The organism is Paenibacillus sp. FSL P4-0081 (genome assembly GCF_000758565.1).
GTDB classification, from domain to species: Bacteria; Bacillota; Bacilli; order Paenibacillales; family Paenibacillaceae; genus Paenibacillus_AQ; species Paenibacillus_AQ phytohabitans.
Map to the genome: position 1 here is coordinate 7,036,103 of NZ_CP009280.1, position 12,523 is coordinate 7,048,625.

At 55.6% G+C, this 12,523-nt stretch carries 12 protein-coding genes; 1 reads left to right on the forward strand and 11 read right to left on the reverse strand.

The annotated features are described in order from the left end of the window. Nucleotides 1–34 precede the first annotated feature (34 nt). From P40081_RS29860 to wecB, 8 genes are all read right to left on the reverse strand, one after another. Nucleotides 35–1,078: a glycosyltransferase family 4 protein gene (locus P40081_RS29860; RefSeq protein ID WP_042139746.1), complete on the reverse strand. Its 1,044-nt coding sequence runs from the start codon at nt 1,076–1,078 to the stop codon at nt 35–37. Continuing rightward, on the reverse strand, nt 1,075–1,797 hold the full coding sequence (locus P40081_RS29865) for a glycosyltransferase family 2 protein (protein WP_042139747.1): 723 nt from the start codon (nt 1,795–1,797) through the stop codon (nt 1,075–1,077). The genes P40081_RS29860 and P40081_RS29865 overlap by 4 nt, the downstream gene beginning before the upstream one ends. 25 nt (nt 1,798–1,822) lie before the next feature. Further along, entirely contained in the window at nt 1,823–2,398 is a 576-nt protein-coding gene (locus P40081_RS29870) for a class I SAM-dependent methyltransferase (RefSeq protein WP_042139748.1), read from the reverse strand. Nucleotides 2,399–2,512: 114 nt separating this feature from the next. Beyond that, nucleotides 2,513–3,229, reverse strand: coding sequence for a glycosyltransferase family 2 protein (locus tag P40081_RS29875; RefSeq protein WP_042141602.1), 717 nt, complete (start codon nt 3,227–3,229; stop codon nt 2,513–2,515). Further along, nucleotides 3,229–4,278, reverse strand: a complete 1,050-nt coding sequence (locus P40081_RS29880) for an SDR family oxidoreductase (RefSeq protein ID WP_042139749.1) — start codon at nt 4,276–4,278, stop codon at nt 3,229–3,231. The genes P40081_RS29875 and P40081_RS29880 overlap by 1 nt, the downstream gene beginning before the upstream one ends. Continuing rightward, the gene (locus P40081_RS29885; RefSeq protein ID WP_042139750.1) at nt 4,275–5,114 is read right to left on the reverse strand and encodes a dTDP-4-dehydrorhamnose reductase family protein; all 840 of its coding nucleotides are present in this window, start codon (nt 5,112–5,114) and stop codon (nt 4,275–4,277) included. The genes P40081_RS29880 and P40081_RS29885 overlap by 4 nt, the downstream gene beginning before the upstream one ends. After that, the gene (locus tag P40081_RS29890; RefSeq protein ID WP_042139752.1) at nt 5,111–6,097 is read right to left on the reverse strand and encodes a polysaccharide biosynthesis protein; all 987 of its coding nucleotides are present in this window, start codon (nt 6,095–6,097) and stop codon (nt 5,111–5,113) included. Before P40081_RS29890 ends, P40081_RS29885 begins: the two co-directional genes overlap by 4 nt. Further along, on the reverse strand, nt 6,087–7,181 hold the full coding sequence (gene wecB / locus P40081_RS29895; protein ID WP_042139753.1) for a non-hydrolyzing UDP-N-acetylglucosamine 2-epimerase: 1,095 nt from the start codon (nt 7,179–7,181) through the stop codon (nt 6,087–6,089). The genes P40081_RS29890 and wecB overlap by 11 nt, the downstream gene beginning before the upstream one ends. Nucleotides 7,182–7,267: 86 nt before the next feature. Between wecB and P40081_RS29900 the strand changes: the two genes are divergently transcribed. Further along, a complete protein-coding gene (locus P40081_RS29900; RefSeq protein WP_042139754.1) occupies nt 7,268–7,579 on the forward strand; it encodes a hypothetical protein in 312 nt (103 codons plus the stop codon). Between the two features lie 677 nt (nt 7,580–8,256). Here P40081_RS29900 and P40081_RS29910 read toward each other — a convergent pair. From P40081_RS29910 to P40081_RS29920, 3 genes are all read right to left on the reverse strand, one after another. After that, nucleotides 8,257–9,750 (reverse strand): glycosyltransferase, encoded by a 1,494-nt coding sequence (locus tag P40081_RS29910; RefSeq protein ID WP_042139757.1) that lies wholly within the window; start codon nt 9,748–9,750, stop codon nt 8,257–8,259. Between the two features lie 357 nt (nt 9,751–10,107). Further along, a complete protein-coding gene (locus tag P40081_RS29915; RefSeq protein ID WP_052422079.1) occupies nt 10,108–11,241 on the reverse strand; it encodes a CgeB family protein in 1,134 nt (377 codons plus the stop codon). A gap of 32 nt (nt 11,242–11,273) precedes the next feature. Next, nucleotides 11,274–12,371: a CgeB family protein gene (locus P40081_RS29920; RefSeq protein WP_371916299.1), complete on the reverse strand. Its 1,098-nt coding sequence runs from the start codon at nt 12,369–12,371 to the stop codon at nt 11,274–11,276. Between the last annotated feature and the right edge of the window lie 152 nt (nt 12,372–12,523).

Sequence of the window (12,523 nt, forward strand, 5' to 3'; positions counted from 1 at the left end):
CGTACAGCTTCCGGGTTTTGAAGGTTCTTTTAGGTTATACGCCCTGTTTGGATACAATCTCAAACAGCTCAGTCTGAAAGATCTGCATGCTTCTTTCCCAGGTGAAACGCCCCGAATCCAACTCTCCTCTCGCGGCTAGACGCTGACGGAGCTCTTTATTGTAAACAAGTGCAGAGACATCCTCGGCCAACCGGTTCTCGTAACGGTACGACATCAGGCAGTTATGCCCGTGTACACAGTATTCGAGATTGCCCCCGGAATATACGGTGACCAGCGCGGCACCGCAGCGCATAGCTTCCAGCCCCGGCAATGAGCCGGTGTCATAGGTGCTGGAGCTGACAAAAATGTCGCTCTCATTATAATGATACGACAGCTCAGAATCATTACCCGGAGTACGTATTTGAAACCGTCCATCCCCAAGCATCGCTTGCAGCGTTTCGGAGGAAGCATATTCCGACGGTGGCGTGATAATATATATCTCCACTTCAGGATGCCGCTGTTTCACTATGTCCAGCTGCTGAAGCAGATAATCCTGTTCCCGGTGGCCTGAGAACCCGCCCTCGGGACGGCGCATAATGGCCGAGACGACAATCTTATTCCCGCCTCTGCCGCGTAAATGGGTATTAGTGAAATCAGGGTTTAGACCAATCGGAACAATTCTGCCCTTAATGCCATGATTAATCCGTACGATCTCCTGCTGCCAGCGTGAGAGTACAAGCAGGTTGCGGGTGATATTATAAGAGGCGAACGACAGATTATTATTGGGTAAAAAAGTCGGCTCATAGCATAGGGCCAGCCGGATATGCAGCCCCTTGCCCTGTTTACTGGCCCGCTCTGCAACCGGCACCGTTGTATAATAGTTGGAGATGATCACATCCCCGTATGGAAAATCATCTTCGGTCAGCACCGTTGCCGGTGCAGTGATAATGGGGCATTTCATTTCATATTCCACAATGCCGTGACTGGGTAAAAGAACAACCACCTCATGGCCGATTTCCGCCAGACGGTTAGCCAGCTCGGCCAGCATCCGTTGCGCACCGCCTCTGGACAACGTCAGAATCGGGAATGTCAGTCTCATTTCCCTCTCTCCTTTCTCAGCAGCTGCGTCAGAATGCCTTGATGCCTGCTCTGCACCAGAGCAATCTCCCGGTTCTGCGCTTCACTGTGTATGACAGAGCCCATCTCTTTGTGCACACGGTAATCCAGCAGCGGCTCCTCGATATAGGACCATTCATAATACGGCAGGATACGCAGCCACAGATCATAATCCTGTGTATACAGGAATTTCTCGTTAAACCGTCCTACCTTATTGAAAATCTCCATGTCGAGCAGAACTGAGCTGCCGTTCACCGGACAGCCCGACATCATGGTCTCAATGAGATCACCCCTGTTATGAAACGGCATGCTGATGACTCCCGAGAACCGCTCTCCGAGCTCATTAATATAGTAATAGGCCGTATGGCTGAAGGAGGTTCCAGAGCTGCGGATGGCTTCCATTTGCCTTTTGATTTTATCCGGGTGGAACAGGTCATCAGCACTTAACCAGGCAAAATAAGCTCCGCTGGCCGCCTTGATTCCCATGTTGAGCGCCGAGGCGGTACCGCCGTTGGTTTTGCGGATATACACAATATTGTCCTTGTACGCCTCAAGCTTCTCCATATAGCGTGTAGAACCGTCATCGACAACGATCAGCTCAATGTCCGGGTAGCTCTGAGCCAGCACACTCTTCACCGCCAAATCCACATAAGGGCAATTGTAGAAGGGAATCACCACCGAAACCTTGGTTTTTGGAATCATGCGCTCACCTCCTTCCCGATTCAATTTATACTGTTTTGCAGGCCAGCAAAGCATCCAGCGGCGCATGATCCTCGCCAAACGCTTCACGGAATGAAGGATTCTCCGCATGATGGAAGCCTTTCAGTACGGTTACAGCGTAGCCCAGCTTCAGGAAATCCTCAGGCTCCCAGCCGCTCCAGTGCTTCTGGTAATACTCTCCGTGCAGGTTGAAATGATCCTTTCCCTCCTGCGGGAAGAACCCCCGCGGCGTGAATACGACTACCCGGTTCGAAGCAATGATCTCCGCTTTCCGCAGCAGCTCCGTGCCTTCTCTCATCGAGAAATGCTCCAGGGAATCAATCAGTGTAACCGCAGAGAATGTTCCCGGCAGAAACAGCTTATCAATATGGCTGGCATCGGCATGAACCGGAATGATATGCGGGGATTTGTATTTGCGGTGCAGCAGATAAGGTCTGTGGATATCCAGCCCCAGCACAACAGCCGCTTCATATCGTTCCAGCAGCGTACCGGTACCGCTGCCGATATCCAGGATACTCTCGGAGAATTTCAGCTGCTCCAGCAGGACCGGCAGGAAGTCTTTCACTTCTATTTCCCGGTACATATGCTTTCCCTCCTAATAGTTGTGATAACATCAACTTCCTGAATTCTCTTCGCAAAACTCAATTCGGAAGCATGGGCTTAATTAGTTGCACCCGCTTCTTATTTCTACTCCTGCTTAGCCGCCCATGGAAGCGATCAGGCTGCTCAGCGGGGCATGATAGCGGGCATTGGTCGCTGCGGCTTCAGCCATAATGACATCATAATGTTTGATCGTCCCCATGCCGTCATGCCGGCGGTAGGCCGTTAAAGACTGATTGAGCATAATAGGAGGGTATCCGTTCAGAATCGCCCGGTACCACAAATCATAATCATGAGTGTACGGAAGAGCTTCATTGAACAGGCCGATGGCTCCGAATATCTCCCGCTTGAACATCACGGTGCAGCCGTTGATGGGATTGCCCTGCAGGAAACAGCGTAAGTAGTCCAGCTGGTTATGAAACACTGCCGCTGCGTTCAGCTGGGTCAGCTGCGAATCCCCGTTAATGAAGTTGAAATTGGTGTATGTGATCAGCAAACGGTTCTGCTCCATGAACAGAACCTGGTTGTTGATCTTGTCACGATAGAACATATCATCCGAGCTAAGCCAGACTACATAATCCCCTGTAGAATGGGCAATACCGTGATTCAGTGCGGAGGCAGTACCACCATTGGCTTTGCCCAGGTAGTGAATATGCGGCAAATATGGGGTAATGCGCTCTGCATGCATGAATGATCCGTCATCAACCACGATAATCTCATAAGGCTGCCAGGATTGAGCCAAGGCGCTTTGCAGCGCCTGCTCAATATAAGGGCAATTATAAAAGGGAATGATTACCGATACTCTGGGCTTCATCATATTCTTCCTTCCTTGCCGGCCCTTGTATAGCCGATAATATCCGCAAGTGACCGGTCCAGACCAATCCCCGGCTTCCAGCCGAGAACGGCGGCATTGTCCTCAGGTTCTTCCTGCAGTACTTCTCTATCAGCAGATGCAGAGGAAGGCTGCACTGGAACGGCAGATGCTGGGGAAGCAGCAGATGCAGACGAAGGCTTCGCCGGAACGGCAGATGCTGGGGAAGCAGCAGCCTGACCTTCCTCCGCATGCTGCGGTCCCCAGTCCATCTCCACCGGAGCCGCTGCATGAGCCAGCAGCTTCCCGGCAATCTCCCCAAGCTCCCGCTGCGTCCCGGAATCGATCCGGTAGATCTTCCCGCTCTCTCCGTGATCCAGAATATAGCCATACGCTCTAACGGCATCACGCACATCCAGAAAGTCGCGCTGCACATGCCGCGAGGAGATCCGGAATGCGGCGGGTGGAGCTTCTCCCCTGCCGGCCGCAGCTTCACTGCGCACAATATGCTGCGCCAGTAAGGAACAGAAGCCGGTGGACGGTCCGGGACCAATCAGATTGGAGGGCTCCGCCATCAGAACAGGCTGTTTGAACAGCGTCCCCCAGGCCAGCGACACCAGTTCCTCCAGCGTCTTGCTGAGACTGTAGGGATGTGGCGGACCTGCCGCGGAATCCGGTCTGTACTTAAGCCGGGAGCCGGCCACCAGGATACGGCTGGCCGGCTGGAAACGCAGCGCCTCAAGCAAATACAATGTAGCCATTACATTAGTCTCCATATAGAGCAGCGGGTCTTGCCAGGACTCTGGAACCGAGTTCTTGCCTGCCAGGTGCAGCACCTGATCCGGCATGACCTCTCCAATCATCCCGGCGACAGCCTTACGGTCGCCGAGATCACAGATATATTGCTGAACGCCTGCCGGGAAGACGGAAGCTTCCGCTGCGCAGCGGCGTACCACAGCGGTCACTTCAGCTCCCTCAGCCGCAAAATAAGCTACGGCATGCCTGCCGGTAAAGCCGGCGGCTCCTGTTATCAGCAGCCTCCGGCCCTTCATGTCGGCATCTCTGAGCCGTGCATAAAGTCAGCCAGCTCCGCAAGCATCTCGGGATAGGACGGTAATTCGAAGTTCACGTCGCTTCTGGTGCTGATCAGCGTCCGGTCCTGCACATGGACCCGTTCGGGGATGATCTTGACATCCTCCTTATGAAACGCCGACTGCATCATCTGCAGCAGTTCATATTTGCTCACCGGCCGGGGATGGGCCAGATGGATCAGCCCGGACAGATCAGAGTCCAGCAGGGAACTGATCACTTTGGCCAGCTCCAGTGTGGTGACTCCGTTCCACATCACACGTTCATAGCCGGTTACCCGGCCCTTCTGGGCCAGGAACCATTCCATGAGCCCGATGCCGCCGGAGCGGATTTCGGGACCAATAATGGAGGTGCGGATCGTCAGGTGGCCGGGGTCACGCACTTCTCCAAGGCTTTTGGTGATGGCATAAACGGATGTGCCGTCAGTGGCATCCTCTTCTGTGTACCCGCCGCGCGTTCCTTCGAACACGCAGTCGGTACTGATGTGGATGAGCCGGGCATGGACGCTGTCCGCTGCCCGCCGCAGACGGTGGGGAAGGAATCCGTTGACATGGTAAGCGCCGATTACGTCACGTTCGGCGAATTGATTCAGTACACCCATTGCATTAATCATGCAATGGGGAGAGACGATTTCGACCAGTTTCTCTACGCCGGCAATATCATCGGCATCCACATACAGCCCGCCAAGATCGTTCTTATCCCGGGTTGTATGGAAGACGTGATGCTTGCCCTGGCGGCGAAAAAAATCCGCCAGCATGTGACCCGCCATACCGTTTCCGCCGAGGATAAGCAGCTTCACTTGAGGAACCCTCCCCGGATCAGAATGTCCTTGATCTCTGCCTGATCCATCAGATTGTTCTCCGAGCTGAAGCTGTTGAAGGACACATGCGGGTATTCGCGGTAGTGCTCCTTCAGCTCCGGCATATCCAGGGTAGGAAGAATAACCAGATACTGCTCATCGTAGACAACGGTAGTTAAGCTCTCGAAATCACTCATGAGAATCTCATGGATTTTTTCACCCGGGCGGATTCCAGCCTCGATCATGCTGACATCTCTTCTGCCCGAAGCTTCGATCAGTACCTCGGCCAAGTCCACGATCCGGCAGGTTGGCATGGTCATGACGAAGATCTCGCCGCCGATGCTGACCTCAGAGGCTTTGAACAGCAGCGTGATGGCATCGCGCAGGGTGAAGAAGAAGCGGGTCATATTCATATCTGTGATCCGCACCTGTCCCTTGTCCTTGATCTGCTTCATAAACAAGTGGACGACACTACCGTTCGTCCCCAGAACATTGCCGCCGCGCACCGTTACAAAACGGGTGCCTGAACCGATCAGGTTGGCGTATACGAACAGCTTCTCGCCGATCGCTTTGGTCATGCCGTAGAAGTTCGACGGATTGGCTGCTTTGTCGGTGGAGATGTAGATCGCTTTTTCCACATTGTTGGCAATCGCTGCTTCGATCACATTCTGCGTGCCGACCACATTGGTCTTCAGCGCCTCGTACGGCTGGTCTTCGCAGACAGGAACATGCTTGAGCGCCGCCAGATGGAACACATAATCCACTCCGCGGCATGCAGCCACGAGGGCATCCTTGTCACGGATATCGCCGATGACGAAGCTGAGGCGCTTATCTTCAAATTCACGGCTCATGGCTACCTGTGCAGACTCGCTGCGGGAGAATACGATGATTTCTTTGGGATGCTGCGGCAGCAGTTGCCGGATAAGCTCATGCCCCCAGGAACCGGTACCGCCTGTAACCAGAATCCGTTTATTATTGAACATGCAGGTTCCCTCCAAGCAGAAATTTAACTACTTTAACCGAGACATCGGGGGTCAGGTACCCCTCCGGCGCCTCCCAGGCAGGCTTAAGTGACGTCATCAGCCGGGTACAGCGCAGAATGCTGTTCTGCTCTACGCCGGACACTACATTACTTCCGCAATCGACCGTCTCCGGACGTTCTGTGGTCCGGCGGATGGTCACTGTCGGCACCCCCATCAGGCAGCATTCCTCTTGAACGGTGCCGCTGTCCGTAATGGCGCACAGGGCATTACGCTCCAGATGGACAAAATCAAAAAATCCGAAGGGCTCATGGAATTCCACCAGCGGGTTCATAGTCAGCGGGAACTGCTCCGTAAGCTTGGAGCGCGTACGGGGATGGATGCTGCAGATCAGGCGGAGTCCATAATGTTCAGCCACAAGGTTAAGTCCCGACATAATCTGGAGCAGGGATTCAGGATCATCGACATTCTCGGCCCGGTGGGCAGTCACCAGCAGATACCGGCCTGCTTCAAGGCTCAGCCGGGACAGAATATCGCTGGACCCGATTTGCTCCTCATAATGCGTAATCACCTCATGGATCGGATTGCCGGTTAACACGATACGCTGGCTGGGAAATCCTTCGCTGAGCAGATGTCTTTTACTCTGCTGGGTATAAGGCATATTTATGGTCGAGACGGCATCTATGACACGGCGGTTTTTCTCCTCCGGCACTTTCAAATCGTAACAGCGGTTGCCTGCTTCCATGTGGACCACAGGAATGCCCATCCGTTCGGCAAGGATTGCACACAGCGCGCTGTTCGTGTCACCCAGCAGCAGAATCCGGTCGGGCTTCTCCTGAAGCAGGATGCTCTCCAGGCTCCCGAACATGGCGGCCAGCTGGCCCCCGAGTCCGGCCTGCTTATCCTGCAGCACATAGTCCGGTGCGCGGAGTCCCAGCTCGGCGAAGAAAATCCCGCTGAGGCTGGCCGTGAAATTCTGTCCCGTATGCACCAGCACATGCCGCTCCGCATGCTCATCGAGCAGCGGAATGATGACGCTGAGGCGGATGATCTCGGGCCGTGTGCCCAAAATCGTCATGATCTTCATGGGTTCACTCCCCTTTGATTATGGCCTGCCCTTAAGGAAGGGCAGACGGTTCTGTCAGAGCTGGCAGCCGGTCCGGCGCAGCGGCGGTGAAGGACTGGCTGCCAGGAGCGGTGGAATCAGGGGTAGTTGTGCCCCTGATTGGCGCGATTCCGCCGGGTGGAGCGGATTCAGGGGCATTTGTGCTCCTGGTTGGCGCGATTCCGGCGGGTGGAGCGAATTCAGGGGCATTTGTGCCCCTGATTGGTGCGATTCCGGCGGGGGCGGCGAATTCAGGGGCATTTGTGCCCCTGATTGGTGCGATTCCGGCGGGTGGAGCGAATTCAGGGGCATTTGTGATCCTGATTGGCGCGATTCCGGCGGGTGGCGGCGGATTTAGAGGGAGTTATCCCTCTATTTAGCGCGATGCCGGCGGGTAGTGCGGATTCAGAGGGATTTATCCCTCTAATTAGCGCGATTCCGGCGGGGGCGGCAGATTTAGAGGGATTTATCCCTCTAATTAGCGCGATTACGCCTGGTGGAGCAGATTTAGAGGGATTTATCCCTCTAATTAGCGCGATTCCGGCGGGTGGCGGCGGATTTAGAGGGAGTTATCCCTCTATTTAGCGCGATGCCGGCGGGTAGTGCGGATTCAGAGGGATTTATCCCTCTAATTAGCGCGATGCCGGCGGGGGCGGCAGAATTAGAGGGATTTATCCCTCTAATTAGCGCGATTACGCCTGGTGGAGCAGATTTAGAGGGATTTATCCCTCTAATTAGCGCGATTCCGGCGGGTAATGCGGATTTAGAGGGATTTATCCCTCTAATTAGCGCGATTCCGCCGGGTAGTGCGGATTTAGAGGGATTTATCCCTCTAATTAGCGCGATTCCGGCGGGGCGGCGGATTTAGAGGGAGTTATCCCTCTATTTAGCGCGATTCCGGCGGGGGCGGCGGATTTAGAGGGAGTTATCCCTCTATTTAGCGCGATTCCGGCGGGTAATGCGGATTCAGAGGGATTTATCCCTCTGAGGGATGCGATGCCGGCGGCGGCTGGCGCAGCGCCGGCAAAGTGCCGGTCCGCGGACTCCCCCGCGGACCTCAGCCCGCCTTGCGCCGCCGTCTTCCCCGGCGGCGCGCATGGCCCGCGCGGCGGTGCTTGCCGCCGCCGCTGGCCTTCCGGCGCGCGGAGCCTGCCGCGCGCTTCTTACGGCGCGGGCGCGTTCCCGCCGCGCGCGCCCAGGCCTTGGCGCGGCGCAGCCTGCCGCGCCGGAGCTTCGCGCCCCGCAGCCGTGCGGCGCGGCGCGAGGGGCGTACCCGCGGCGCCTCTGCCGCGGGGGCATCTTCCCCGCCCGCCGGCGGAGCTGCGGGCGGGGCTTCTTCGGCGCCGCTGACTTGCGGCGGCGCGAGGCAATAGCGGAGATACCACCTCTCCGCTAAGCCGTACAGGCGGGCGCGGTAAGCCGCCGGGCCGTAGACGGCCTCGATGCGTTCCCGCGCCAGGCTGCCAATGGCCGCCGCCATGGCCGGAGCGGCCAGCAGCGTGTTCACCCGCTCGGCCAGCGCACCGATGTCGGCCGCAGGCACAAGCAGCTCACCGCAGCCCGCAGCGTTCAGAATCTCCCGCAAGCCGCCGGAATCATAAGCGACTACCGGCTTGCCGAAGGCATAGCCTTCCAGTGCCGTCATGCCGAAGCCTTCACGGATCAGGCTGGGAACGACCAGCAGATCCATGGCGCAGTAGGCTGCGGGCAGACATTCTTCATAGCCGACAAATCTGAACCGGGAGGTTAACCCCTCCAGCTTCACTTTGCGGACACAGCGTTCATAGTAGCTTTTGTCTCCAGGGGAACCCACTACAATGTAGCGGGCTGCCGGATGCTGCTCATGCACAAGGACAGCCATTTTGACGAAATGCTCCAGACCTTTTTCTTTATTAATGAAGGAAGAGACATAACCGATCAGCGGTTCCTCCGGCGCTACCTTCAGTTCACTCCGCCGTTCTCCCCGGAGCTTGCTCCAGGCTTCAAACATCATTTCCGTTTCATTCCAGGACGGGGGGAGCTGGGTCACCTTGCCTTCACGGATATCCTCGGGGAAGCAAGCCGCAGCCGTCTGCGAGATGGCCAGAATCTCATCGCTGTTGTTATGGATCAGCTCCACGCTGATCGGAGTGAATTCGTTATCCGTAATGGTCTCGGAGATCTTCCACACCACCGGAATGCCCAGTGATTTCGCTGCCATCGGCGGCAGAGCGTGCACACAGGTACTGGAAATAATGAACGACGGGCGCACACCCGCAAGCCAGTCACTCAGTTCCTGGTACTCCCGGCTCTCCTGAAGCTTGCGGATGTCTGCCGGAAGGCCTGCGTATGGAGTGTACATTCCATAGACAAGCGGAATAGATAACAGCTGGACATTGATTCCGTAGCTCCGAGCCAGGCGCGTCAGCTTCCCGTCCTGCGGGGCTACGAGAATACAATTAAAGTAAGGAGACAGCTCCCGGCTGAAGAACAACAGCAGCTTCTCCGCACCCGTAATACTGCGTGTATTGGAAACATGGGAAAAGAGGACGATTGTAGCTTTGTCGGCCATGGTGTCTCGGCGCTCCCCCGCGAGGGGCTGTGGAGCAGCCATTCACCTCCCTAAAAGTTTTACGAAGCTTAGCATCAAGGCAATTTCATCGCAGTAAAACTCGCTTCGGAAGCGTAAACTTAAGTTTTACGAAGCATTCACTGCAGAGCATTTCTTCGTGTGAAACTCGCTCCGGAAGCATCATCTTAAGTTTTACGAGCATGCGCTAAGCTTTACTTTCTTTCATCCGGTGGATATCCGCCGCAGGCAGGCTAACATCATAACCCGGTACTCCATCCAGTATATTGAGGGGGCACAGATGCCGGCACGACACCTGTCCCCGGTGATGCGCACATTTTTCAATCGTTCTGCGGGGATTTAGCCGTAAATGACCGTCAGCAGCTGGTTCAGGCGTATGGTGTAGGTGTGGTCCTTCAGGGTCCGTTCAAAAGCGCGCAGCGCCATATCCCGGCGTTCCTCCTCATGCGTCAGGTAGAAACGGATTTTATCCATCATTTCCTGCGGGCTTGAGAAGGTGTCAATCTCTTCCCCGACCTTATAGAAGGAACCCATGTCATCCCGGGCGTCACTGAGCTGCAGCGTGCCGCTGGCGGCGATTTCGAAGGTGCGGGGATTCGGCGATGCGGCCGGAATATACAACGTATTGTTATTGGCTACCTCATCAATGTGGGAGCGGTGCAGGTTGATGACAATCTTCGAACCGCTGTAGGTGACTGCCGTTTCCTGCGGAGACATCCATTTGCCGATCTCAATCCGGTCACCATAGATAGGCGCTTCCGGCAGACGGTCCCACCAGATTCCGTTAATCACCGTGTTGTAGCTCATCAGCTCCGGCATGATATCGCGGAAGAAATTGATCCGGTTCCAGTAAGCAGACCCGATGAAGCTGACATCGCGGCTGACCGGCGAACGTCCGGTAGTCGGGCGGTAATGCTCGCGGTGGGCGGCAAAAGGCAGATAATGAACTTCAGAGCACCCGAGGCCGCGGTAGAACTCCACGCAATTACGCTCCAGAGTGAATACATAGTCATAGTGGGCGACGATTTTCATGGTGAAATCCGTATAGTACGGATCATCGGTGAGCCATATCGCAGTTTTAATGCCTCTGCCGCGCAGAACGGCGACCTGATCCAGCGGTAAATCCAGACCGTCCAGGACCAGGACCAGATCCGGACGCTGGGCCGAAGCCAGCTCCACCAGATTCTGGCGTACATCCGTAATTGTTACCTGCGTGGTCAGTCTTTGCAGGGCGAAGAGTACCGCATCATCAAGCGGAGAATACGGATACCCTTTGCCTGAAGCCACATACATGACATGGATATTGCGTACCGGAAGCGGCTCTTCCGGCCGGCCATCCAGAATCGCCAGGCGTCCGCGCAGGTAACCTTCGTCGTATCCGACCTTGAAGCCGGTAAGGCGGCCACTCAGTTTCTGCTCTTCCGCAGGGGTCCGCGGCAGAGGCGGCGCAGGCATTATAAATTGATTATTCATGTTTATTCGCTCCTTCTATCCCATAATGGATTTCACCCTTGTGCAGCAAGAACTCCCAGCAAATGAGGCAGACGCGCGGTAAACGTGTGGTGGCGCAGTGTCGTCTGCAGTCCCCGCAGCGCATACTTGCGGCGCTCCTGCTCATGCTTCAGGTAATAGTCAATTTTGCGTTTTAGCTCGTCGGCAGAAGCAAAGGTCTCCAGGTCATGACCCGGACGGTAGTGGCTGCCCAGGTCCTCGCGGATGTCGGTCAGCTGCATCGTTCCGCAGGCACTGATCTCATAGGTCCGGGGATTAATGGAGAGGGACGGCAGCTGGAAGGTATTCCGGTTGTCCTGCCCGCCTTCCCACGGACGGTGAATATTAATGACAAGCTTGGCACCGCTGTAATAGTTGGCCGTTTCCTCGGGAGGGATGAAGCCGCTTTTGATGAATGGAGACAGTTCTTCGAAGGTGTTCAGCCGTTCCCAGAAGCCGCCGGCGATCAGCACCTTCTTGCCGCGGAGGAACGGGGCCAGTTCATCGAACAGCTCCGTCCGGTTGCGGAAGGCATTGCCGATAAATACAACATCGTATTGATACTGCGGTCCGGTACGGCGCGGGTAGAACATCTGCGGGTTGACGCACAGCGGAAGGTAATGCACCGAAGTCACACCGAGGGAACGGTAGAATTCTACGCAGCCCAGTTCGTGTGTAAACACGTAATCATAGTGCCGGCAAATGACTGATGTGTCCTCGGTAAAATACGGGTCATCCACAAACCAGATCGCTGCCGGAATACCCAATTTTCTTATTTCCGTAATTTGTTCCAGATGATTCTCGGGAAACACATGCAGCCCGTTCATCACAAGCACCGCTCCCGGCGACTCACGCGCTGCCACCTCCAGCATGGTTTCCGGAGAACAGATAATTAGCTCACTGACCAGCTGCCGCAGCGCTTCTGTTACTCCCGTGTCTATCGCCTGAAACCCTTGGGGCACATACATCAGCTTAAACGGCCGGCATGCACCCACTACAGGAGAATTCAGACGCTTCACGGCTTCACACAAGCCGAGACGGTATCCTTCCGTGTAACCGTCACGGTAATCCCGCGGACGCACGTTTCTATTTTTTGCTTTCACGGCCTTCACCCTGCCCCGTCATATTCTCAAGACAGTGTACTATATGCGGAGTCAGCATCCGCCTCATGGACATCTGTCTGTATCACGGCGAAATTGGCACATGCCCCCTGTCTTTCGCCCGCATGGCCCGAACCTTTGCAGATTTCATCCACTCCAGTTCC

Coding starts and splice junctions, on each gene's coding strand:
- P40081_RS29870 (WP_042139748.1), bottom strand. CDS start 2,398: ATGTACCGGGAAATAGAAGTGAAAGACTTCCTGCCGGTCCTGCTGGAG.
- P40081_RS29910 (WP_042139757.1), bottom strand. CDS start 9,750: ATGGCCGACAAAGCTACAATCGTCCTCTTTTCCCATGTTTCCAATACA.
- P40081_RS29860 (WP_042139746.1), bottom strand. CDS start 1,078: ATGAGACTGACATTCCCGATTCTGACGTTGTCCAGAGGCGGTGCGCAA.
- wecB (WP_042139753.1), bottom strand. CDS start 7,181: ATGAAGATCATGACGATTTTGGGCACACGGCCCGAGATCATCCGCCTC.
- P40081_RS29875 (WP_042141602.1), bottom strand. CDS start 3,229: ATGAAGCCCAGAGTATCGGTAATCATTCCCTTTTATAATTGCCCTTAT.
- P40081_RS29890 (WP_042139752.1), bottom strand. CDS start 6,097: ATGTTCAATAATAAACGGATTCTGGTTACAGGCGGTACCGGTTCCTGG.
- P40081_RS29915 (WP_052422079.1), bottom strand. CDS start 11,241: ATGAATAATCAATTTATAATGCCTGCGCCGCCTCTGCCGCGGACCCCT.
- P40081_RS29865 (WP_042139747.1), bottom strand. CDS start 1,797: ATGATTCCAAAAACCAAGGTTTCGGTGGTGATTCCCTTCTACAATTGC.
- P40081_RS29880 (WP_042139749.1), bottom strand. CDS start 4,278: ATGAAGGGCCGGAGGCTGCTGATAACAGGAGCCGCCGGCTTTACCGGC.